We start from the raw sequence: 24,753 nt of genomic DNA, 5'->3' as shown, positions 1-24,753 counted from the left end.
GTAAGATGGGGATATTTAGTTATTGTAAATGTGAAAAGTGCTGGAATTGTTCTAAAGGAAGGAATATCTGAAATATAAATATAATTGAGGGGAGTGAAATAATAATGGAAACTAGTACTTTTTTAGGGCTGTTCTGGGGATGGATGACGGTTATCGTATCGGGAATACTTTTCGTCCGTCCATCTGTGCTACGTGACTTAAAAAAATTAGTGGTTGAAGACAGAGGATTTGGTATTATGTATGGTTTTCTATCGATTTTCCTAGGATTAGGTACTGTAATTCTACATAATGTATGGGTATTCAACTGGCAGGGATTCCTAACGGTTATTGCATGGCTTGCATTATTAAAGGGAATTTACATAATTGCATATCCTGAACCCTCCAAGAAAACAGACTTTGAAGTAAGGATACTATCAACACGTATAGTACTCGCTATCATTGGTGCTTTGGCTTTATGGATGCTTATAGTAATCTATATAAAATAATCTTTTTTTAATAAATAAAAGAGCCTGATATGAGAGAAAAGGCCTTTTCAAAAATTGCATATGAGGAAAATCAATGTCAATACTTAATACCAATAAATTAGAATTAATTCCAGGTATTAAGTATTGAGAAATAAAAAATATTTAACGCAACAAAGTGGTTAACTTTATGAGCTAACCACCTGTTCCACAAAAGAAAATTAGGCCCTACAAGTAATAGATGTGTAATTTAAAGTTACAGTTATAGTGTAAGCGAGATTGAAAATGTTATACGAAAGTAATTTTGTTTAAAAGTTTTATTTTGTCATAAATAAAAGAGCATTTAGCCCAGCCTAACTGCTCGATACAGAGGTAATAGTCTAGCTACATAGATATTATATGCTGAGTTATTGATTTTATTTGTGTAAAACACAAAAGAGCAGCTAACAAAACCTAGCCGCTCTAAACAGTGATGTGTCTCTAGATGTAGTTGTAGTATAAACAGAACATTGAGTTTTATTCATGGGGAGATAGAAATGGGCTTGAAAATAGAATATAGTCCGGCTAGAAAACTAGAGGACACCAATTTTTAGAACTGCGATAAAATTGTTTTAAGAAATCAAATAAGGACTACATTCGTTATATCCGGGGAAAAGTAGGGCATGATTTAATATTTCTTAATTTTGCTGGAGGTATTGTTTATAACGAACGAAATGAAATTCTTTTACAAAAACGGGGAGATAGAAATGAATGGGGTCTTCCAGGTGGTGCTATGGAACTTGGAGAATCTCTTGAAGAAACCGCTAAACGAGAAATATTTGAGGAGACAGGATTAAATGTTGAAGTTGAACATCTTATAGGTGTCTATTCTAAATATTCTGGTGAGTTTCCGAACGGAGATAAAGCTCAGACTATCACTCATTGTTTTCAATGTAAGCCAATTGGTGGAGAACTTACTGTAGATGGTATTGAGACTTTGGATTTAAAATACTTCCCAATAGACCAAACGACTTAAGAACATAAAATCAAATTTAGATGAGCAAAGCTATTTCAAGTGAATAGAATCCCTTCTTTAAGAATACATAAAAAAAATATATACAAGCGTAGTCTAATCACTACATCATTGGTGAAAGTAGAATTCTATAAATTTTTTGGAGGAAGAGATATGCAAAAAAAGGTTCTCCTGTTTACAGATTTAGGGATTGATGATGCCTTTGCTATACTGTACATCTTTTTTCGTAAAGACATTCAACTTGTAGGAATTGTGGCCGATTATGGAAATGTATCAAGAGAAAATGTAATAAGAAATATAAACTATTTAAAGTACATTGCGGGAAGAGAAGAAATACCTGTATTCCTTGGTGCTTCTGTACCGTTGACAGGTATATTAATTCAGTATTTCCCTGAGGTACATGGAAAAGTTGGATTAGGACCTATTATTCCACCTGAAATTTCATATCCAGTTTATCCTTTAAATGATATTTATCAAATTATAGAATCAAATTTAGAAGATCTTACCATTATCAATTTAGGAAGACTTTCTTCGCTAGCTACGACTTTTGTATTAAATTTAGAAACAATGCGAAATGTAAGAGAATGCATTTGCATGGGGGGAGCTTTTTTCTATCCAGGTAACGTAACTGCTGTGGCTGAAGCTAATTTTTACGCAGATCCTTATGCAGCAAACTTAATTTTACAGCATGCAAAGAACTTGACGATTATTCCTTTAAATGTGACTCAACATGCGATTGTTACACCCGAAATGGTCCAACAAATTGATGCATTTCATCGGAATACACAGGATCTTGCAGGACTCATCATCAAACCTATGTTAGATTATTATTATAATTTCTACTCCAAGTCTAATCCTGGTATAAGTGGAAGTCCTATGCATGATTTTGTAACGGTGTGGTATTTGCTGAATCAAGAGGCTGTTAGTCTTTCAAGGGTACCCATTAAAGTAATTCCTGATCAAGGGGAAGGATTTGGTCAAAGCATTGCAGACTTTCGTTTTGTTACTAATCCAGGCTATAAAACGCATAATGTAGCTTTTCAGTTTGATTATGAATGGTTCAAGAAGGATATTATGGAAACGTTCCTAAAGAAGAGAGTGTAACAGACTTTATTCACTTTACTTAACGTATAGGAATCCGACTTTTTTAGGTTGAAATTCTCTAACATACAAAGCTTCCTAATTGTTGGTACATTAAACTTTTAACTTGATGACTATGTTATTCTACCCCATTCTATACAGTTACTCATTTTTAATGTGTTGTGTAACTCAAAAGAGGAAGTGTTATGAAGCTATGAATATCCAGGGCTGTAGCATTTAAATTAGTTACACAAAATATAAGATATGGGTAAGTGAAGAAAAGGTATAAAAAAGGAGCGTAGTTTGTCCAATAGATGTAATGCTCTATTACTATTAAGTTAAGAAATTCATTGTTTCCGATTAATTGCATCCGTTTTTTGTGATTGTTATTGATTTTAAAAAATAAAAAATCGCCTTATTAAAGGCGATTCATTTTGCATTCTTTTGATAAATAAATATCTTTTAAAATTAAATACAATGTTCTACATTAACATGTTTCTGGATCTTTGTCTTTTTTTCTAAGACCAAATAATCCTAGTAGTCCCAATAAACCAAGCCAAGCCCAATTATTATTTTTATTCTGATTATCATTTAAATCATTTGTCGTATTTACATTTCGAGTTCTCACATCATTATTAACTCTATTCATGTTATAGTCATTAACTCGAGTTGTAATTAGTACGAAACGTTCATAAAACCATTTTTAATATACATGATAATAGTATAAACTCTATATTTCTTTTAATAATTTAGGGTTATATCTTTTCTGCGTTAGCTGCTTTTAACCACGCTTCGTAGAATTCTATAACTGATGCATACCGTTCTGCCCGATTGTCACTTACAGCACGATACGCTACCTCATATAATTCCTTACTTGCTTCCCATTTTATAAAGGAACGATCTTTTTCACCGCCTAAAAGTGAGAAAGCCATTGCTCCCATATTAAATACATTTGTTCTTTCATCAATTGTTGCGTTTAGTTCAAATTCCTCTGGTGACATAAAACGGGAGGAACCCCATAGCCGACCCATTTTATTTATGTAAGGTTTCTTACTGTATAAATCTATATCACAAATTTTAGTCTCGTTTGTATTAAAATTATATAAAATACTACCGTCATAAAAATCTAATGCTACATAGTTTTTCTTTTCTATATAAGTATGGAAAGAAAAAATGGAATGTAAGGAATGAATTCGTTCTATAGCAGATAAATGTCTAAATTTATAAAATGGTGAGTTTGGATTTTTATATTTTTCAGGAGATGGGAAACGCCAATGCGAATGAAGACACTCACCATCAAACCAATCGAAAATTAATACATATCCAGATTGAACTGGAAAATGATCAATTAATCTTATGAGCGATTTATGCTTTAAATCTTCATAGATAGTAACTGAATTTTTTAGCCTTTCAATAGCATCACCCGTTGTTCCTTCATATGCAATTGTTTGTGCTCCTGCGTATTTGATAAATTTCTTATGCCCATCTTTTTCTACACCAAAACTTATATTACCTGAATCTTGTTGGTCAAAAACTGCAAATACGGTCCCTAATTTAATAAGCCAATCAAAATTATGATATTCTTTTAATTGGAATGTTACGTTATTTAACTGAATTTCTACGGAATTATCTTTCATAGATTACCTCACATTTAATATAATTAAGTTGTACATTCCACTATTCGACATATTTTATGGAAATCCTATGCTAATAATATAAAAATTTATAAATATGATGATAAATGTTTATAGAGAGGTGAATACAATGGATCAACAAATTGTTATTAAACCGTATCAAAAAGAATGGGTTGAAGAGTATATAAAAGAAAAAGAGAAATTCTGTTCCTTGTTAGGACAAGAAATAATTGCTGTTGAACATATAGGAAGCACAGCAGTAGAAGGATTAGGAGCTAAACCTCTTATTGATATGATGATTGGCGTAACAGAATTGCAAATAACTGAAAAGTGGATTGAAGTTCTATCGGAAATTGAATATGAGTATGTTCCAAAAGATGCAACGAATTGGCGTTTTTTTAGAAAAGGAAAGTGGAGAGCAGGTACTCATCATTTGCATGTTTATATTTATAATAGTGACGAGTGGAGAAACAATATTTTATTTCGTGACTTTCTAATAAGCAATGAATGGGCACGTAAAGAATATAGAGAATTAAAAGAGAGGCTTGCTATTACATATGCTTTTGATCGTGTTTCATATACAAAGGCAAAAGCGCCGTTTATTCGAAAAATATTAGAATTGGCTAGAACTCAATGAATTTATAGATTCTGATCTAACTAGTTTTGAAACCTCTTCCTATACTTTTTATAGGGAGGGGATTTTTTTCATAACAAAATATATAATTTCTAATTATTGGAGGCAAACTATTTTATTTATTTTGATATTTCTAGTACATTGGAAATATTAAGGGGGAATTAAGCAATGAAAGCTATTGTACATCAATATGAAAAAGGATTAGAGGGGTTAGAATATAAATTTTCACCTGAGATAAGTCCTAATGCAGGTGAAGTAAAAATAAAGTTAAAAGCTGCAGGGTTAAATCATAGGGATTTATTTATTATAAACAATAGAAAAGAAATGGATCTACCATTAGTAATAGGTTCAGATGGCTCAGGAATTGTTACAGAAATAGGAGAAGGAGTTTCAAATATTACACTACATACAGAAGTTATTATTAATCCTAGTATTGGATGGGAACATGCTACTGAAGTACCGGAGTTACCGGAAGTACTAGGTGGGCCGAAAGATGGAACGTTTGCTGAATATGTAATTGTACCAGCTGAAAATGTAGTAGAAAAGCCGTCATATCTTACTTGGGAAGAATCAGGTGTTTTATCTTTATCTGCATTAACTGCATATAGAGCACTTTTTACAAAGGGTAGATTGAAGTGCGGTGAACATGTTTTAATTCCGGGAATAGGAGGTGGTGTAGCTACATTTGCCATGTTATTCGCGAAAGCAATCGGCGCAAAAGTGAGTGTTACTTCAAGGGTAGAGAATAAAAGGGAACTTGCTGAAAAATATGGTGCAGATATTTCTTTTAATAGTACCGGAAATTGGGAAGAGAGCTTACAAGGTGAAAAAGTAGATTTAATAATAGATAGTATCGGGCCGGCAACTTTCTTGAAATATTTTGATGTATTAAAACCAAATGGAAGAATCGTGAATTTTGGTGCAAGCTCAGGAGATAAAATTGAATTACCATTACGCGCATTATTTTATAATCAAATTGATATTATGGGAACATCCATGGGTAGCCGTGAGGAATTTAATGAGATGATAAAGTTTATTGAAAAATATCAAATTAAACCAATTATTGATAAGGTTTACTCGTTAGAAGAAGCAATTCGAGCACTAAGCCGTATGGAACATGGGGAACAATTCGGAAATATTGTACTTCAAATGAATTAAAAAATATGATTTTGCAATTAGTATATTTAAATGAATATGTTATGTATTTCAAACATGAAAAAAATACGAACCGCCTTATTATAAAGGCTTACCGGCTTTATACATAAATAGCGTATAAAATTTGTTTAATAATTGTCACATGAGTAATAGTAAAATGAGAATTAGATGAAAAAAGTTTAAGCCTATTTTCATAATGGTATTGTATACTGTGTAAATCAAGAACACTTGTATGTAAGGAGAGAGTTTAATGAATTACACAGTATTTCAGTGGTTTAATAATTTTGCTGATTCATCCAAACTATTAGATACGTTAATGATTGCTATTACAAATAGCGCTGCATACGTAGCCGTTCTATTTATGTTTATCTTATGGTTTAATAATGGAAAGAAAGAAAAGGCAATTAGAAAACAATATACAGTTTTATATACGACGCTTTCGGTTATTATTGCATTATTAGTAAATGTTCTTATACACGCGGTATATTACCATCCGCGTCCGTTCGTATCACATGATGTACATCAATTAGTACCACATGCAGCAGATTCATCATTCGTTAGTGATCATTCTGTACTTGTATTTTCAATCGCCTTCGTATTTATTCTTAGAGGAGAAAAACTGAAATATATCGCGCTATTATGGGCAGTACTAGTCGGTATATCACGTATGTACGTAGGTGTTCATTATCCTTTAGATATACTTGGTGCAGCATTCTTAACACTTATTACGAGTGCTTTAGTAATGCAAAGTACACGTATGTTTGAACCAATAGCGAAACTTGTATTCAAAATGTATGCATTAGTAGCGAGACGAATTCCTTTCTTAGCGAAATATAACCATATCGCATAATTTTCCTATAAAAAGTTCCCCTTTGGACATCCAGAGGGGAATTTTTTTATAGGAAATACGAAAAGAGTTTAGAGTGCTCTGTAATCAAGTTGTACTAATTAATATTCTGAAATTTCACGCACCGTATTTTAAATATATAAAATAATAACACAAAATAACAACAGTTAGTTTTGCATTGTTTTAAAGGAATTAAAAAGAAAACTTCGAAACATATAGTATCGTAAACAAAAACTACAAATTTTAAAACGGATCTTCGTACGAATCCATTCCAAAAGAGAGGAGATAAGTATGCAAAAACTCCAAACGAATAAAGGCGCTCGATATATGATGATTGCTTTTATTGTTTTGTTTCTTATTATGATTTTGCGTATATTCTATATTCAGGCAGTAGGAGTCGTGCATAATGTGAATGTAAAGGATCTCGCGAATGAACAACATAATAAAAAAGGTGTTTTAGAAGCGAATCGTGGCACTATCTATGATCAAACCGGAAAGGTGTTAGTACAAGATTCTACAACGTATCGAGTTGTTGTGAATTTAAAAGGAAAAGATAAAGTGAAAAATAAAGATGAAACCGCACAACAATTAGCCGATGCGCTTGAAATTGATAAAGAAGAAGTATTAAAAAACTTTCATGAAGGGCGTACGCAAGTTGAAATTGGGAAAATTGGTCGGAACTTATCTAGGGAAAAGAAGGAAAAAATTAATGATTTAAAAATACCAGGTGTATCTTTTATGTCGGAAAAAGCAAGAGTGTATCCGAATGAAGACTTTGCATCCTATATACTTGGTTTTGCTAGACCAGATGATAAAGGGAATACGGAAGGGAAGTTTGGGCTTGAAAAGAGTTTGGATAAATATTTGCACTCTACAAACGGAAATATAGAATATGTGGGTACACGAAGGGGAATTCCGCTTACAAATGATATAGGTAAAGTAGAACCAGCTAAAAATGGGAATAACGTATATTTAACGCTTGATAAACAAATTAATAGTTTTTTAGAAGAAGCGATGAACAAAGCGCAAGAACATTATGATCCTTCTATGTTAATTGGCATTATTGCTGATCCAAAAACAGGAAAGGTTTTAGCGATGTCTAGTAAACCTAGTTACAATCCTAATGTAGGTGATATCGAATACTTTTTAAATGACCCGATTGCAAATGCATATGAACCAGGTTCAACAATGAAAGTTTTTACATTAGCAGCTGCCATTAATGAAGGTGTATATAACGGAAAAGAATATTTTCAATCTGGAAAATATTCCGTTGGTTCATCTGATATAAAAGACCATAATGGTGGATTTGGATGGGGATCAATTACATTTGATGAAGGATTTGAAAGGTCATCAAACGTAGCTTTTTCTATTTTAGAAGATCAGTTACTGAAACCAAATAAATTTAAGCAATATATGAATAAATTTGGATTCAATCAAAAAACAGGGATAGATTTACCTGGAGAAAGGAAAAATACTTTATTATTAAATACACAAATTCAACAGGTTACAACTTCTTTCGGTCAAGGTTCTACAGTAACTCCGATTCAATTAATCCAAGCGGCTACTGCTATAGCAAATGACGGGAAAATGATGCAACCATATATCGTTGATAAAGTTGTAAATCCAACAAACAAAGAAGTTATTATGGAAAATCAACCGAAAGAAATTGGGAATCCGATAAAAAAAGAAACAGCGGACAAGGTTAGAAGCTTAATGGAGCGTGTTATAACATCTTCAAAAGGAACTGGTACAATGTATAAAGTGGATGGTTATCCAATTGGAGGTAAGACAGGAACAGCACAAATCCCGAATCCTGAAAATGGCCGATATATGGAAGGGAAAGAGAATTACATTTTCTCCTTTTTAGGAATGGCTCCAATTGACGATCCGGAGTTAATCGTATACTTAGCTATTAAGCAGCCAAAGTTAAAAGGAGATGAGTATGGAGCTCAGCCTCTTGCTGAAATATTTAAACCTGTTATAAAAAACAGCCTTGAATATTTAAAGGTGAAACCGTATACAGAAAAACAAATAGCTGATGCAGCGAAACAATCTCAATTAAAAGTACAAAATTATGTAAATCAATCGATGGATACAATAGAGAAAAGTGTAGAAAAAGAGAAGCTACAGCCGGTAATTTTAGGAGAAGGAAAAATAATAAAACAATATCCACAGTCTGGCGAGGTAATGAGTGAAGGTGATCGTATATTTTTATTAGGGAATAACGCACAAATGCCAAATGTAAAAGGGTGGTCCATGCGTGATGTTATGCATTTCTCTAAACTTTTGAAATTAGATTTGAAAACTTCTGGTACGGGTTATGTAACGAGTCAAAGTATTGAAAAAGGACAAGATTTACAAGAAGGAGATACACTAGAACTAGAATTAGAACCGCCGTTACAACCGTTAACAGAGGCGAATACGAATTAATCCAGGCATTTGGAAAGAGCTATATGCAAATAGCTCTTTCTTTAGAGTTGCGAGTAATTTCACGCACCGTAATTTTTAGAAAAAATAATAAATAAAAGAACTAACAGTGACACGTTGTTAAATATCTGATTATTGTTTATTTACAGTTAAATTTATATGTGATAATATGGAAAAAATAAATGCAGTGAAGAGAAGAGTAAATAAAATGAATTTTTCACAGAGAGCTCCATGTAGCTGAAAAGGAGTAAAAATTCTTTATTGAACCAAGCCTCTGAGCAGCACATCGGAACCTATTATTAGGGGATGGTGTGACGGGAGCTCCCGTTATAGAGCTATGGTATAAGCATGAATTAGAATGCAGTACCTGATAAGGTTAGTATGGTGACATATTAACAAACTAGGGTGGCACCGCGATGATAAATCTCGTCCCTAAGATTAAAAGTCTTGGGGGTGGGATTTTTTTATTGTTGTAAAACAATTTTGAAAGCGGGGGCCAAAAATGAAAAATTTACTTAAAGATTGGAAATATCCTTTATTACTATTGTCCGGAGTTGGTATTGCGAATTTAGGGGCATGGATTTACTTAATAGCACTGAATGTACTTGTCTATAATATGGGTGGCTCAGCCTTAGCTGTTGCTACTTTATATGTAATAAAACCATTAGCCACTTTATTTACAAACGCTTGGTCTGGGAGTATGATTGATCGTTTAAATAAACGGAAATTAATGATTCACCTCGATATATATCGTGCGTTATTTATCGCTATTTTACCTTTACTTCCGTCACTTTGGATTGTTTATGTATTCGTATTCTTTATAAGTATGGCCAGTGCAATTTATGAGCCAACTGCTATGACATATATGACGAAATTAATTCCAGTAGAGCAAAGACAACGTTTCAACTCATTACGCAGTTTAATTGGATCTGGTGCATTTTTAATTGGTCCAGCGATAGCGGGGGTTTTATTAATTGCGAGTACACCAGAGTTTGCTATATATATGAATGCTATAGCATTTCTCTTATCAGGATTCATTACATTACTTTTACCGAATCTTGATAAGAAAGAAGATTTGGATACAACTAGTAATACATTATCACTTACAGTATTAAAAAAAGATTGGAACACTGTTATAAATTTTAGTAGAAAACATGTGTATGTCGTATGTGTGTATTTCTTATTTCAAAGTATGTTCGTATTAGCAACTGCTACTGATTCACTTGAACTATCGTTTGCGAAAGATGTATTACTACTAACAGATAGTGAATATGGTTTTCTAGTTAGTATAGCTGGTGCAGGATTTATTTTAGGTGCCATAACAAATACAATTTTGTCAAAAAAATTAGCACCTTCATTTCTAATTGGAATAGGATCATTATTCATCGCAATTGGTTATTTAATTTATGCTTTTTCAAATGTATTTTTAATAGCTGCTATTGGATTCTTTATTTTATCTTTCTCTATGGCATATGCAAATACAGGATTTTATACATTTTACCAAAATAATGTTCCCGTTCATATAATGGGACGGATCGGGAGTATATATGGACTTGTTATTGCGTTAGTAACAATCTTTATTACAATACTATCTGGTGTTGCGACTCAGTTCATTTCTATACAACTTGTAGTTATTGTAGGGTCATTAATAATGTTAATTATTACTATCGTCTTGTGTGTGTTTACTTTATTCCCATCACAATCTAAGTTGTATTCTACTGAGTCAATAAAGTGAAAATTTAATCAGTGGGGGTCTTACTGCTCATAAATAGCGGGATAAATTTGAAATGGACTTTGTGTTTTCATTAATAATTTATCGTATTTAATAAGAGGGTTCCTTCCTCTTTATATGGAAAAATTAATAAGAGGAAAGAACAATACCGAAAGATAAGGGTGGTTTTCGTGATAAAAACAAAAGATGAAATTGATAAAATTGTAAAAGAAATACAAAAGAAAATAGATTTCTCTGGAGTAGTTTTAGTAAAAAAAGAAAAAGATTTAATCTATGAAAAAGCAATGGGTTACGCAAACAAAAGTGAATGTATAAACAATACGATACAAACAAGATTTGGCATTGCCTCAGGATGTAAAATCTTCACTGCAATTGGCATCTGTCAACTTGTTGAAAAAGGTGTTATTTCTTTTCATACAAAATTAAAGGATTGTCTAGAGATAAAACTTCCAAACTTCGATGAAGATATTACAATACATCAACTACTAACGCATAGCTCTGGTATACCAGATTATTTTGATGAAAGTATTATAGATAACTTCGAGGATCTTTGGAAACAAACACCTATGTATCTATTAAAGAGCTTAAAAGACTTTTTACCATTATTCCAAAACAGTAATATGATGTTTGCACCTGGGAGTAAGTTTCACTACAACAACGCAGGTTTTATCATACTTGGATTAATAATAGAAGAACAGACGGGACTTAAATTTACGGAGTATATAGAAACAAACATTTTTAATTCGATTGGCATGAATGATTCTGGCTATTTTTCGTTAGATAAATTACCAAGACATACAGCTCTAGGATATATAAAGGACGAAACCAACCAAAATTGGAGAACAAACGCTTACTCTATACCAATAAAAGGAGGGGCTGATGGAGGTGCATATGTTACTGCACCAGACATGTTGAAATTTTGGGCGGCACTATTTAATAATGAAATTTTAGGAAAGGAATATACAAAGTTACTTTTAACTCCCCACATTCATGTAAATGATAAACAGTCTTACGGATATGGAATATGGATTGAAACACGAGAAAACAAGGTATTCAAATATCATGTAATGGGATATGATCCAGGCGTCAGTTTTCGCTCGGCCATATATCCAGAATTAGGAATCACTTTAGTTATTCCATCGAATAAAGAGGCAGGACCTGAAAAATTAATGACAGAAATAGAAAGAGCTTTTTAATTATATGGATATAAAAGAAGAGATACGAAAATAATTTAAACGGGTTTATGATTGTTTCTGTTCTGAAAAATATTTTAGTTAACGAGGAACCCTTTATTTATTAAATAAGGGGTTTTTGTAATTCTGCACAATTACATATGTTTATATGGATTTTTAAATTTAAAAATATTACTATATAATTGTAAATTTAAATTATTAATTCATATGAAAGGATGTGTTAACAATTTGTATATGATCAACGGTAGTTTGTTTATTATTTTAGGGGTTATTTGTTATTTAATTGTACGTGGAATATTAATTGGTACCAAAAATAAAAAACATGTGATTTGGTGGAAAGAAATAGTAAGTTTTTTATTCGTGGTTTACATTTGTATGGTTGTTGCAGTAACTTTATTCCCTTTACCAATCGGTTTTCCTTCTAATATTGAAAATCTGAATCGCTCGGTCAATATAATACCATTTGCATCAATTATTAAAGACATCAATCAAATTGGTAGTGCTTATGATGGAGATGCCCTATTTATGATTGGTCTAATTGTAAGAAATGTAGGCGGGAATATTTTATTATTAATGCCTTTAGGATTTTTAGCACCAATTTTATGGGATAAATATAAAAAGTTCAAAAATACTATTTTATTGGGATTTACTATATCAGTTAGTATTGAATTGCTACAATTAATTGAGTCTTTATTTAGTGGAGTGGGACGTATTACTGATATTGATGATGTGATTTGTAATGTTCTAGGTTCTATTTTTGGATATTGTATTTATAATATCTTTTTAAAAGCCATTAATAAATTTAACATTCGAGTGTTGGGTAAAACTAATTCTAAAGGTGTGGAATTAGTTGATAAATAGGAGTTTAAACGAGTTATTAAAGGCGTACGAGTAAAAAGTACGTCTTTTTTATTTTTATAAATAATGCTTAAGGCTGATGAGAAATCACATTTTCCATCTTACACTTGAAAGTAGCTATCGTATTTCAAGTATGGAGTGAAAAGAGGAGAATATAATCTTTAAAGATAAGCAAGTTTATAGGAGGATTCTAAATGGATATTTTACTTGTTGTTCTTATTATTGTTTTGATGCAAAGTAAAGAACGAAAAGTGAAAATAAACCGTATTTGGCTCATTCCGGCTTTGTTGTGCTTTGTAACAATCCAGTCCATTATTCATATGGGACAAATAACATCCCTTGTTTAACATTGCTAAGAACGGTAATACTAATTAACATTGAACTTTTACAACAAGGGATGATAATATGATATACATTTACACAGATTTTGGTGGAACACATACTACCTCACTAGCTGCAGCGTATCATTTAAATAAACTACCAACGGATCGTAAGTTAACGAAAGAAGAAATTTTGAATGTAGATTACTTTAATAAATTGAAAACAGAAGATATGGGAAAAATTATTTTTCATGGAATCGATGAACATGGTCATCCTGTATATACGATTGGATGCGGCGCATCAAAAGTTGTTGTACCTGCGATGAAGTATTTAGGAGAAATCTTGCAAAAACATTATCAAAGCCATGAAAAGATTATATTTTCTAATACATCACCAACAGTGCCTTTACCGATGACTTTCGGTGGGCTGTTTTCTAGAAGGTTCCATATTGATTTTATTGGCGTACCGTTACTCGTATGGGGAGCAAAAATTTGCTGTGATAATATACAAAGGCTTGTTAGTTATACAAAAGAAGCTGGACGATTAACGAATGATTATGTAGTAATTTTAGATAATGAAACTTTTAAATAGTATATGATAAGAAGAAAATCGAGCAAATTCCTTGATTTTCTTTTTTATTTGTGAAATAGACAAGAAATAGTCACAATTAATATGCATCTACTATAGCCAAAACAATAAAGTCCTGTTACTATTACAGGGATATTCTCTTTTCGTAACATAAATATATAGAAAAGTCAGAAAAGAGGAATTGAATTAAGGGAGGAACAACATGAAGCGTGTTGCTTGGATTACTGATAGTACAACTGCGAGTTTTAAAACAGAAGGAGATAACTTTGTTATCCCAATTGAAGTTATTATTGATGGTGTGTCGTACAAAGATTGTGAAGAAGGTGTGCGTGAGCGCGTTTATAATGCTTTGAATGAAGGTAAAACTGTCACTACATCACAGCCTAACATAGGGGAAATGGTAGATTTATTTTCGAAATGCAAAGAAGAATATGAAGAGGGATTTGCAGTTGCTATTAGCGGAAAAGTAAGTGGAACCTATCAAAATATGAAGCTAGCTGCAGAAATGGCAGGTTTTCCATTAACGGTATTAGACAGTGAAACAACAAGTTATCCAATGGATGAACTAATTAGAAAAGCGAAATCGTTATACAATGATGGTATGACTTTACAAGATATACACAAAACATTAGTAGATGAAAAAAGAAGACCTTTCCACGTATTCCCGAAAAGTTTAAAAGGCCTTTATGCAAGTGGTCGTGTAAAGGGCATTCAATTTTTACTTGGAAGTTTATTAAGTGTTAACTTAATATTAGAAGTAAAAGGTGGAGAGCTTTTACTTGAAAAGAAAGTTCGTAAAATACAAAAATGTCGAGAATATATTAAAAATGAACTTGAAAAAGAATTACCAAAAGTACTTCACATGTTCCATGCTAACGATAAAGCTGGAGCTGAAGAATGGATTGCAGATATTAGACAAGCATTCCCTGAAATGGATTTCAAATTATATCCATTACCAATTTCATTTGCGGTTCATGCAGGTGAAGGTACAATAGCAATTAGTTATTAAAGTAAAACCCGTGAATTATTTACGGGTTTTTTATTTATAAATGGTGCACGTCACGCCATCATCAAGTTGAATTTTTATAGCGCTCTAGAACGAAATTTGTGTTAACTCGAAACAAAAATCTTATTTTATCATTTTTGGGGAGCAACCACAATTTCTTGACTTGATTTGAGATTAAAAATATAAACCTTTTCCTACTGGCTGAACAGTTTCTAGTACAATATCAACCATTTCTTCATTAAGTAGGGTCCTTATAATCCAAGCTGATAGTTCTTGAGCAGCAAAACAACCTGCAGCAGTCGAGATATTTCCTTCGTTTACGAAACTTTTCTCAATAACGTCTACACCAAATTCTTTAAGTTGTTCTACTGCTGAGGGATATGTAGTAGCTTTTTTACCAGTTAGTAATTTTTTAGCCCCTAATAGTAGTGAACCAGAACACATAGATCCTATTAATTGTCTTTGAGGATCTACATGAATGCTATTAATATATTGTTGATTTTTATATAAATCCTTTACACCTTTACCACTTGCAAATATTACAGCGTCGGCAAAAGGGATATCAGATATGCTTCCTGTCATGGGAATACGCAAGCCAGACATAGATATATGAGTTTCTTCCGTTCCTAAAAGCTGTACATCCCAATCAGAAAGACCACCGACTAAACGTACACGATTTAATAAATCCCATGGTAGAAAAACATCTATATCAGTAAAGTTATCGAAGCAGACTATTGCAATTTTCATTTTCTAACCCTCCACTTATGTATATCATTTTATTTATAATATAAACATCTCCTTTTTATGTTCTATATCAAGTTATAAATCCCTGTATATTACACGTATATGAAGGAGGTGTAGTGATTTTTTAATTCCTCTAAACATAAAAAGATATAAAATCATTTTCTTGGTTTCTATCGATTTTTTGTACAAAACCAAGACCCGTAGCAACAACTCGTATGGTATTGGGGATGAGGATTTTTAAAATTCTCAAGGAAATAGGTGTAATTTATCACACATACAAATAGAAATAAAAACGTCATCCTTTCTTATAAATTCACAGATAGAAACACGTTTTTCGCTTTTTTTTTTGGCATTTTTTCATTAGCTTGCTAATCTATATATAATATGATTTTTATAATTTCCCTAAAATAATTTTGACGTATTTATTTTTTCAATATAAAATAATATTCATCCAAATTTAACCAACAGTATATAAAAGATGTATCTTTTTATATGCATAGGTATAAATCTCTTTAGTTTTAAGGGAAAAGGTTAATATGAAAGTAAAGAAACTAGTTACGCTTGCAGTACCATTTATGCTATTATACGTGTCAGTTCAATTAACTAGAATTCTTCAAGGCCATTTCAGCAACTGAACGAAATCGGACTGGATATTAATTTCGAGAAAAAGTTTCCATATAAACAAAGTATTGTAATAAACCCCGAAAAATGTTAGAGGGTATACAAGAAGGTGACATCATTTATGTTACGGACTTAACTCGAATTACTCGTAGTACAAAAGATTTATTTGAATTAATCGATAACATACGGAGTAAAAAGGCAAATTTAATATCCTTAAAAGATACATGGCTAGATTTATAAGAAGATAATCCCTACATCCAATTCTTAATTACTGTTATGGCGGGTGTAAACCGATTAGAACGTGATCTTATCCGTATGCGATAGCGTGAAGGCATTGAACTAGCTAAGAAATAAGGAAAGTTTAAAAGTCGGTCAAAGAAGTACCATAAAAATCATGCAGGAATGAATTATGCAGTAAAGCTTTATAGAGAGGGAGATATGACTGTAAATAAAAAATTATGAAATTACAAATGTGTCTAGGCCTCATTATATAGAAAGCTATCGGAAAGGAACAGTTGATGAGTTATACCAAATATCGGAAATATATAATAGAAAATAAGTTTCATATAGAGGTGAAATTATATGCCTAAAATTGACAATATGCTAGCAATTCTATGGATGCTACGTTCAGGTGAAAAAATTACTGCAAAACAGATTTCAGAAAAGTTAGAGATAAATATAAGGACTGTGTATCGTTATATTGATACAATTTCAACTAGTGGCGTACCTATAATTTCAGAACCAGGCCATAACGGTGGATACACTTTATTGAACAATTTTGTAGAGGCTCCTCTTTTTTTTGATTTTGAGGAGCAAACTTCACTATTTCACGCTGCTGTTTTTGCAGAAGAAGCCGGATATTATGGAGGTGAAGCGTTAAATAGGGCCATTTCAAAACTAAGTAAATACTCAAATCAAGAGCAGGAAACAAAAATAAACCAACATTTAACTAGTCTTGAAGTAATAAGTCGATTAAATTCACTCTCTGTAGAAACTTTTTTGAAGGAGTTGGAGCAGGCCGTAGCTGACGGGTACTCAGTAAAAATTCTTTACCATAAAAGTGGCGAAAAGCAATTAAATTATAGATTGGTCGATCCATACAGAATTATCTATTGGAATAATAAATGGTATATGATTGGATTTTGTCATCTTAGGAATGATATACGTAGTTTTAGAGTAGATCGAATTGAAAGTTTAATGTTAACCGAAAATAAGTTTAACCAGCCAGAAAATTTTTCAGCACGTGACTTTTTTATAAAAAGTCTTCTTCCACCTATAGAAGATAAGGAAATTATTATTTCTTTGGTTATTAATGGGGATAAAAGTGTATTGGCTGATATTTGCCAACATTGGTTTTTAGGACATTATTTACAAGAACGGACTTCAAATCAAGCAGTGTTTCTTCTTGAAAAAGACATGATACACACATATGTACCTTATTTACTTTTACCGTACAATAAATCTATTAAAGTTATTGAGCCAATAAGTCTTAAGAATAGAATTATTGAAGTTCTGTCTGAATTAATAAAATTTCATCAAGTATGATAACTTCCCTGACGTTAACTGTCAGGGAAGTTATATTATAATAGCTATATAAATTGTGATTGGAGTGTTATTAGATGCAAACAAAAAAAGCTTTTTTATATGTATTTAATACAATGTCGGACTGGGAATATGGATATTTAATTGCTGAACTAAACTCAGGAAGATATTTCAAAAAAGATTTAGCACCTTTAAAAGTAATTACAGTAGGAGCTAATAAAGAAATGATTACTACTATGGGAGGACTGAGCATAAAACCAGATATTTCCCTTGATGAATGTACTCTTGAGAGTAAAGATCTTTTAATTTTACCCGGAGGGACTACTTGGAGTGAAGAAATTCATCAACCTATCTTGGAAAGAATTGGCCAAGCTTTAAAGATTGGCACTATTGTTGCTGCAATTTGTGGTGCAACTGATGCCCTCGCGAATATGGGATACTTGGATACTAGAAAGCATACAAGTAATAACTTAGAATATACTAAAATGGTATGTCCTAACTATAAAGGAGAAAAGTTCTATGAGTTGGAATCTGCGGTATCTGATGTGAATTTAGTTACTGCATCAGGAATAGCTCCTCTGGAATTTGCAATGGAGGTACTTAAAAAAATAGATGTATTTACACCAGATGCATTACATTCATGGTATAACCTAAATAAGACTTATAAACCTGAATACTTCTTCCAGTTAATGAATTCAATAAAGAAATGAAATAACTAAAAAGCTCAATTTCTCTATTTTGATTTGCAGAGAAGTTGGGCTTTTTAATTTTGAATTCCCTTATCGTTGTAAATTGGCATTTTCCTGATGCTATCCCTATGTAACCTTCTATAGTAATCCTACTCCAATAGTTCAATAAATCGATGCTATAATGTCCGTTTATAGGTACATTTCATTAAGTAGAAAGTAATAAATTTATTGAGGTTTAATAATTTTAATACTGATAATTTGACATACATAAAACCAAAAGTTGCATGTTATATTATTAGGCACAACAATATAAATAATGTTGATAAAAAAGGTGAAAGGATTTTTAAAGATAAAAATAGAAATCTATATAAAAAAATATCTAAATGGTAGGGATATTATGAAAATCGGTAAGTTTGGAGAAGTAAATAACATAAGTATTGATACAATTAGACATTATATGGATCTCAGTCTCATTATTCCTGAAAAAAAAGGAGGACACTATTTTTTTGATGAGTATTGTCAAACAGATTTAGAACTTATATTACATTACAAAGATTTAGGATTTAGCTTGAATGAAATTAAAGAACTATTTTTTTATAAAAATTTAGCAAAATCTATGAATTACGAAAAAAATACCTTTTACCAATCTTTATTTAAACTAAAATATGACAAAATGGAACAGGAAATAGAACTTTTGGAGAAGAAACGGGATAAATTAAAGGAAGTGTTACATAATTTATCTATAGAAACTGAAATTTCGAGTTCAATTTTAGGGGTAGATTTAAAAGTGCTTCATTTATTTAAATGTGTTAAGTGTAACGGAAATTTAATTCTTGAAGATGGCATTATTAATAAAAATCAAATTGTTGAGGGGAAATTAATTTGTAATTGTGGTGAAGAATACGCGATTACTTCCGGAGTTTTAACAGCTGGAAAATTATTTGAGGTGTATAAGAGGAAATCACTTGAAGATTCTATTTCAGATTATATCCATGAAACGGATACTGCTTTTTTGGAAAATGTTCAAAGAGGAGGAGAATGGTCAAAAAAGAAACTAATGCAACTAGATTTAAATGAAAAAATACTACTTGATTTAGGGTCTGGTATTGGGTTCTTTTTACGAAATATTTATGAAGAACTACCGGAAGATTGTTTATATATTGCTGTTGATCGAGATTTGAATAAACTTTTACTTTTAAAAGATGTAATTGAGAGAAGAAATGTGAAAAGAAATATTGTATTTATTTGTGCCGACTTTCTAAACATACCTATTCAGAGTAGTTCTATTGATATTGTAATCGATCAATCAGGTACAAGTAATTATAGTTTTGAACATGAGGAGTTCTTATTGCGCGAATTAAATTCCCTTTTTAAACAAAATTGTTATTTATTAAGTTCATTTATTTTATTTAATAAATTTAGTATAAATAGCCAAATTGTACCTAGACTCCGAGGGAATTTTACATCTGCAAAAGTAACGAAAGAAATCCAAAATTTACAGTTTCAATCGATTGATGAAAGCACTTCAAATTATTTAAAAAGAGGCGGAAAGTACGAAGATTTCTTTGTTCAAGGAGAAGAAATTTATACATATTCATTTTTCGGAAAAAGATGGGGTTAACTCCATCTTTTATTTATTTTCCCTTAAAACTTTTCAAATCGTACATATTGCTATTGGGCTGACCCAAGAACTTACAATGTACGTAATACAAAGTTATGCAGGGGGGAAAATGATGGGAAGTTTACGATTACATATAGAAAATAAAAATAGAAACCAAGAACTAAGAAATATTTGTTTATATTCAATTGCAAAAACAGTATCACTATTTGGTAGCTCTATTTATAGTTTCGCATTAGGATTGTATGTATTACAAATAACCGGATCTGCTTTAAATTTCGCGATTACGCTTATTTTAGGAACGATTCCAATGATTGTTATGAATCCATTTGCCGGTGTCATTGCTGATAAGGTTGATAAAAAGAAACTCGTCGTTTGCATGGATGTATTAAGCGGGTGCTTATTAATAACTGTTTATATATTAAGCAACTATTATGGATTAAACTTATTCATTATTTATACTACTACCTTTCTTATGACCGTATTTACAACGTTTTTTGGAATAGGATTAGAGGCCGTAAAACCGAATATGGTTACTAAAGAACGGTTAATGAGTATTAATTCTATAAGTAAAATTATCGATTCTATATCTTTAATTTTAGGGCCTATGTTAGGGGGCATTGTTTTTGCAGTCTTTGATATGAAAATTTTTATAATTATTAACGGTATTTCATTTATCCTTTCGGCTATATCCATATTGTTTATAAACTTTAAATTGTGCGAGCAAAACATAAATGAGGAATGTTCAATTAGAGAAATTAATTTTATTGAAGATATAAAGGAGGGATACTCTTACTTATTGGAGCGGAAAAGCTTAAAAAATACTTTTAGTATTTTAATTTCCCTTAATTTCTTTTTAGGCTTTGCTGTAACTGTTCCATTGCCATACATTATTAATACAGTTCTCGATCTTGGTTCTAAACAATTTGGTATGATTCAAGGGACTTTTCCGATAGGTATGATAGTTGGTGCAATATTAGTGAAAAAGATAACTGATTGTTATTCTTATTCTTATCTATTGAAAAAAATAAGTTTTATGTTGGCAATTTTTATGATAGTTTCAGGGATACCTGTTTTATTTAAATCTATTGTAGTAAATAATTTGGTATATGTTACTACGTATTGCATGATTATGTTCTTTTTAGGATTTATGATAGCACAAATTGATATTCCTTTAATGTATTTCATGCAAAATGAGATTCCTGAAGAATATAGAGGAAGAGTTCTTAGTATTGGATTAAGCTTAGGTAAAATAATGCAACCAATAGCACTTGCAATATCAGGACTATTATTAAATTTCATTCCAGCCTACACGCTTCCCATTGCAGGGGGGATTGTATTTTTTACTTTGAATAAAATTTTAGCAAATAAGTTTAATTTAGAAATTCATTCAAAAGATTATAGTGTTTAACGTAACTTAAAAAGCGCAGGATCAGCATCCTGCGCTTTTCTATCGTAATTCAGCGGTTTTTCTAATGACAATCTTATCAATATCATCTTCTTCATCACCAATAAATAATCCGCGCTCTTTTAAATATGCTTCAAAATATAAATCTGCTTCAGTGCGTTCGTCATATGGCTTTACAGAGAGAACGAAACCTAATTTGTTTTGTTCTTCTAAGTGAGAAGTGGAGATGTAAGCCGGTACATTATGGCGTAAAAAGAGTTCTTTAACTGGAATAATCATATCTTTCATTAATTTCGTTAGCATACCCATTTCAAACTCGAAATTAAAGCGATCTATACTAGATAAATCAGCGAATACTACACCGATAAAACCTGTATTAAATACTTCTTGATATTCTATATCTTCGTCATGGCCGCCGTAAAAATTCTTTTCGATTAAATAATTTACAAAATAAGCAACGCCATCACTTTGTTCAAATGGTTTCGTTGAAAGAACAAAGCCAATTTTCTTTTGTTTATGTAAATATACACATGACATGTATACTGAAATGTTATGTTCTTTAAACAAAGCGCTTGTTGCTCCAGAGAGACCATCTAATACGTGATGAACAATTTGAAGTTTTTTACGAGCGAAATAATAGGATTTCTTTTGTAACTCCAATGTATCAATAAAGACAGAGCCGATAAAGCCTGTATTTGAAATAATAGGTGCTTGCTTTTTTCTTCCTCTGCGCTTTAATGGAGCCATTGTTAAAATCATCCCTTCATGTACGTTTGAAATAAAAAAAGAACATTTGTTCGTATATTTATATTTTACTATTAAAACGCTATAAAGTAAAGGGTTTTTGATGAAAATATAACAAAAAAGACACCTTATAAAAGGTGCCTTAAACGCTGTAGGGAATAGGGTTTACCCTAATTATTTATATTATGATACAGAAACAATCTCTTCAGTATCTTCTACATCTAAATGACAGTCCATAGTACGAACATCTTGATCTTCATGACTTCCGAAATAAATAGTAATTTTCATATGTATCGCTCCTTTATTCTAGGAATACCTAAAATAATTACTAGTAATGTTAATATTTATTATATACCACTTTTTTCATTCCGACAACGTTATATCATTTTTAATTATTTTAAACTATAGAGCACAATTTAAAGAGGTACTTTTTATAAAAAAAGGTAAATTTCTAATATGTTATATTTAATATAGAGAGATTCGAGTATTACTTTTTATGAAAAGGAGAACTATTGATGAATTATAAACAATTACTAATAGATAACTTTGCATTTAAAACTTCATATGTTGCGCAATTTGTGCCCGGAATGAGTATAAAAGAAACGAAAGATTATATTGCTGTTGATTGTGGATTACCTGCCGATACATTCAATATCATTACTCTACTGAACAATAATTTAACGGAAGGGGTCGAGAAATTACATAAGGAGGTAGAATACTATAATCAAAAGAAGTTTCCAATGAGTGTTTGGTTATGGGATGAGGAGCAAGAGCGGGATATAAAAAGCGGGTTAAATAAAATCGGTTTAAAAGAAACGGAGCAAAATATTGCGATGGTAGCAGACTTAAAAACAATTTCTCCAACAATACACATGCCAGTAAGTTTTACAATTCAACAAGCATCTTCACCTGGACTAATAAAAAAATTTGGAGAAACGTTAGCTGATCTATTCGGCACATCAGAAGAAGGTATACATGTACAAGCATTCTATAATCAAATTTCTAATCTTGATATATGTAACAGTGAGAATATGAAATTATTTTTAGGGTTATATGAAGGTGAAGTCGTAACTGTTGGTTCATTGATATGTTCAAAAGATAGTATTGGTATTTATGACATAGCAACGAAAGAAGGAATGAGAGGACGAGGGTTCGGATCTGCTATGTTCAATTTCCTGCTGCAAGAAGCACATAAATTTAAAAATACGTATTGTGTATTACAAGCTTCACCCGATGGAATCAATATTTATAAAAAATCGGGATTTCAAGCTATCGGCAAAATGACTGTATTGGAAAATCGACATTTAATTGAGTAAATCATTCAAGTTAAATCGTCTTTATATAGGAGCTTATAAATCGTTATGAAAAAGATATACCTCGTTACAATAATTTGTGCCTTTATAGTAATAAGTATCTTTGTTTTTCAGAAAATAAATGAACATAAGTATACTAAAGCTATGAATCAATCAAATCATATAAAAAATATCGCACATAGAGGTGCTTCTGCATATGCGCCTGAACATACAATAGCAGCATATCAATTAGGACAACAAATGAATGGGGATTATATAGAAATTGATCTCCAAATGACAAAAGATGGACATTTAGTGGCTATGCATGATGAAACATTAAACCGTACAACGAATGGTACTGGGCTGGTGAAAGAGCATACATTAGAAGAAATAAAGCAACTAAATGCTGGCTCTTTTTTCAATGAAAAATATCCGAACTTAGCAAAGAAAGAATTTGAAAATGTTAAAGTCCCAACATTAACAGAAATTCTTGAAACGTTTGGGCATAACGCGAACTATTATATCGAAACAAAATCACCTGATGAATATCCAGGAATGGAAGAAAAATTATTAGAAATTATTAATCACTACGAAATACATGATAAAGTTATTATTCAATCGTTTAGTGAAGAAAGTCTACAAAAGATTCATAGCCTAAATAGTAATATATCCATAGTACAATTATTACCTTATAAAAAAGTGGTTCAATTAACAAAATTAGAGATAGAAAAGTATAAAATGTACTGCATAGGTCTTGGTATGAATTACAAATATATTGATTTAGATTATGTAAAGAAAATAAAGAAAAGCGGATTAGAAGTTCATCCATTTACAGTAGATAATGAAAATGATATGAAAAAGTTGCTTGCATGGGGAGTCGATGGAATGTTTACTAATTATCCGGATCATTTACATTCAATATTGGATTTGAAAAATCATGAATAAGTAGTGTTATTCATAAAGGGAAAATTTACACAACCTGTATACTAGGATTATCAATGCAAGAAGGCATGTAGCATATAAAAAGAAAATACCAAAAACCGCAACTGAAAGACTTAGGTTGTGGTTTTTTTATTGCTTCCATTTCAGTTTACAAAGTTTGAAGCTAGAAGTGAAAACCTTTTTAGATGAATTGGCTTCTTATGTA

At 31.4% G+C, this 24,753-nt stretch carries 21 protein-coding genes, 3 pseudogenes and 1 other annotated feature; of the genes and pseudogenes, 20 read left to right on the top strand and 4 right to left on the bottom strand.

The annotated features are described in order from the left end of the window. Nucleotides 1-104 precede the first annotated feature (104 nt). From ACTFSL_RS05850 to ACTFSL_RS05840, 3 genes and pseudogenes are all read left to right on the top strand, one after another. A complete protein-coding gene (locus ACTFSL_RS05850; protein ID WP_000450247.1) occupies nucleotides 105-485 on the top strand; it encodes a hypothetical protein in 381 nt (126 codons plus the stop codon). Between the two features lie 610 nt (nucleotides 486-1,095). Further along, nucleotides 1,096-1,467: pseudogene (locus ACTFSL_RS05845) on the top strand (NUDIX hydrolase); the annotation flags it as partial. A 159-nt stretch (nucleotides 1,468-1,626) separates the two neighbouring features. Further along, a complete protein-coding gene (locus ACTFSL_RS05840) occupies nucleotides 1,627-2,577 on the top strand; it encodes a nucleoside hydrolase (RefSeq protein WP_001170283.1) in 951 nt (316 codons plus the stop codon). A gap of 463 nt (nucleotides 2,578-3,040) precedes the next feature. Here ACTFSL_RS05840 and ACTFSL_RS05835 read toward each other — a convergent pair. After that, nucleotides 3,041-3,229: pseudogene (locus tag ACTFSL_RS05835) on the bottom strand (WGxxGxxG family protein); the annotation flags it as partial. A 79-nt stretch (nucleotides 3,230-3,308) separates the two neighbouring features. Beyond that, complete coding sequence (locus tag ACTFSL_RS05830) at nucleotides 3,309-4,190, bottom strand: protein kinase domain-containing protein (RefSeq protein ID WP_000654539.1); 882 nt, start codon at nucleotides 4,188-4,190, stop codon at nucleotides 3,309-3,311. Between the two features lie 127 nt (nucleotides 4,191-4,317). Here ACTFSL_RS05830 and ACTFSL_RS05825 point away from each other — a divergent pair, with 127 nt between their 5' ends. The 10 genes from ACTFSL_RS05825 (at nucleotide 4,318) to ACTFSL_RS05780 (ending at nucleotide 14,951) form a co-directional block, all read left to right on the top strand. Further along, nucleotides 4,318-4,824 (top strand): GrpB family protein, encoded by a 507-nt coding sequence (locus tag ACTFSL_RS05825; RefSeq protein ID WP_440041350.1) that lies wholly within the window; start codon nucleotides 4,318-4,320, stop codon nucleotides 4,822-4,824. 165 nt (nucleotides 4,825-4,989) lie between these two features. After that, a complete protein-coding gene (locus ACTFSL_RS05820) occupies nucleotides 4,990-5,979 on the top strand; it encodes a zinc-binding dehydrogenase (RefSeq protein ID WP_000644512.1) in 990 nt (329 codons plus the stop codon). Between the two features lie 247 nt (nucleotides 5,980-6,226). Further along, nucleotides 6,227-6,826, top strand: a complete 600-nt coding sequence (locus ACTFSL_RS05815; protein WP_001110124.1) for an undecaprenyl-diphosphatase — start codon at nucleotides 6,227-6,229, stop codon at nucleotides 6,824-6,826. A gap of 288 nt (nucleotides 6,827-7,114) precedes the next feature. Beyond that, complete coding sequence (locus ACTFSL_RS05810; protein ID WP_001170943.1) at nucleotides 7,115-9,253, top strand: penicillin-binding protein; 2,139 nt, start codon at nucleotides 7,115-7,117, stop codon at nucleotides 9,251-9,253. Nucleotides 9,254-9,428: 175 nt separating this feature from the next. Then, nucleotides 9,429-9,687, top strand: a binding site (T-box leader). Nucleotides 9,688-9,752: 65 nt separating this feature from the next. Beyond that, the gene (locus tag ACTFSL_RS05805) at nucleotides 9,753-10,985 is read left to right on the top strand and encodes an MFS transporter (protein ID WP_440041348.1); all 1,233 of its coding nucleotides are present in this window, start codon (nucleotides 9,753-9,755) and stop codon (nucleotides 10,983-10,985) included. Between the two features lie 167 nt (nucleotides 10,986-11,152). Then, entirely contained in the window at nucleotides 11,153-12,178 is a 1,026-nt protein-coding gene (locus tag ACTFSL_RS05800; protein WP_440041347.1) for a serine hydrolase domain-containing protein, read from the top strand. 225 nt (nucleotides 12,179-12,403) lie between these two features. Continuing rightward, on the top strand, nucleotides 12,404-13,036 hold the full coding sequence (locus tag ACTFSL_RS05795) for a VanZ family protein (protein ID WP_440041346.1): 633 nt from the start codon (nucleotides 12,404-12,406) through the stop codon (nucleotides 13,034-13,036). Between the two features lie 191 nt (nucleotides 13,037-13,227). Beyond that, nucleotides 13,228-13,380, top strand: coding sequence for a hypothetical protein (locus ACTFSL_RS05790; protein ID WP_000353713.1), 153 nt, complete (start codon nucleotides 13,228-13,230; stop codon nucleotides 13,378-13,380). Between the two features lie 58 nt (nucleotides 13,381-13,438). Next, the gene (locus tag ACTFSL_RS05785; protein ID WP_440041344.1) at nucleotides 13,439-13,945 is read left to right on the top strand and encodes a DUF3189 family protein; all 507 of its coding nucleotides are present in this window, start codon (nucleotides 13,439-13,441) and stop codon (nucleotides 13,943-13,945) included. Nucleotides 13,946-14,144: 199 nt separating this feature from the next. Then, nucleotides 14,145-14,951 carry a DegV family protein gene (locus tag ACTFSL_RS05780; RefSeq protein WP_326235607.1) on the top strand — a complete coding sequence of 269 codons (807 nt, stop codon included), beginning with the start codon at nucleotides 14,145-14,147 and terminating at the stop codon, nucleotides 14,949-14,951. 171 nt (nucleotides 14,952-15,122) lie between these two features. On the opposite strand, the gene ACTFSL_RS05775 is transcribed toward ACTFSL_RS05780, so the two are convergent. Then, the gene (locus ACTFSL_RS05775) at nucleotides 15,123-15,695 is read right to left on the bottom strand and encodes a DJ-1/PfpI family protein (RefSeq protein ID WP_000684454.1); all 573 of its coding nucleotides are present in this window, start codon (nucleotides 15,693-15,695) and stop codon (nucleotides 15,123-15,125) included. A gap of 568 nt (nucleotides 15,696-16,263) precedes the next feature. On the opposite strand from ACTFSL_RS05775, the pseudogene ACTFSL_RS05770 reads away from it, so the two are divergent. The 5 genes and pseudogenes from ACTFSL_RS05770 to ACTFSL_RS05750 all read left to right on the top strand — a co-directional run bounded on the left by ACTFSL_RS05770 (nucleotide 16,264) and on the right by ACTFSL_RS05750 (nucleotide 21,573). After that, nucleotides 16,264-16,832, top strand: a pseudogene (locus ACTFSL_RS05770) (recombinase family protein). Nucleotides 16,833-16,895: 63 nt separating this feature from the next. After that, nucleotides 16,896-17,858, top strand: coding sequence for a helix-turn-helix transcriptional regulator (locus tag ACTFSL_RS05765; RefSeq protein ID WP_152122413.1), 963 nt, complete (start codon nucleotides 16,896-16,898; stop codon nucleotides 17,856-17,858). 74 nt (nucleotides 17,859-17,932) lie between these two features. Then, nucleotides 17,933-18,565, top strand: a complete 633-nt coding sequence (locus ACTFSL_RS05760; RefSeq protein WP_048567649.1) for a type 1 glutamine amidotransferase family protein — start codon at nucleotides 17,933-17,935, stop codon at nucleotides 18,563-18,565. A gap of 376 nt (nucleotides 18,566-18,941) precedes the next feature. Further along, entirely contained in the window at nucleotides 18,942-20,165 is a 1,224-nt protein-coding gene (locus ACTFSL_RS05755; protein ID WP_440041341.1) for a methyltransferase domain-containing protein, read from the top strand. A gap of 112 nt (nucleotides 20,166-20,277) precedes the next feature. Further along, nucleotides 20,278-21,573 carry an MFS transporter gene (locus ACTFSL_RS05750; RefSeq protein WP_440041340.1) on the top strand — a complete coding sequence of 432 codons (1,296 nt, stop codon included), beginning with the start codon at nucleotides 20,278-20,280 and terminating at the stop codon, nucleotides 21,571-21,573. A gap of 39 nt (nucleotides 21,574-21,612) precedes the next feature. Here ACTFSL_RS05750 and ACTFSL_RS05745 read toward each other — a convergent pair whose 3' ends face one another. Further along, nucleotides 21,613-22,317: a hypothetical protein gene (locus ACTFSL_RS05745; protein ID WP_440041339.1), complete on the bottom strand. Its 705-nt coding sequence runs from the start codon at nucleotides 22,315-22,317 to the stop codon at nucleotides 21,613-21,615. 512 nt (nucleotides 22,318-22,829) lie between these two features. On the opposite strand from ACTFSL_RS05745, the gene ACTFSL_RS05740 reads away from it, so the two are divergent. Beyond that, entirely contained in the window at nucleotides 22,830-23,630 is an 801-nt protein-coding gene (locus ACTFSL_RS05740; RefSeq protein ID WP_135277866.1) for a GNAT family N-acetyltransferase, read from the top strand. A 45-nt stretch (nucleotides 23,631-23,675) separates the two neighbouring features. Continuing rightward, a complete protein-coding gene (locus ACTFSL_RS05735) occupies nucleotides 23,676-24,551 on the top strand; it encodes a glycerophosphodiester phosphodiesterase (RefSeq protein ID WP_088338201.1) in 876 nt (291 codons plus the stop codon). Nucleotides 24,552-24,753: the final 202 nt, after the last annotated feature.

Source organism: Bacillus cereus group sp. MYBK108-1 (assembly GCF_051917185.1).
Classification (GTDB): Bacteria; Bacillota; Bacilli; order Bacillales; family Bacillaceae_G; genus Bacillus_A; species Bacillus_A cereus.
Note: the sequence above shows the minus strand (reverse complement) of the source record. Positions and strands in the feature narration are given on the sequence as shown.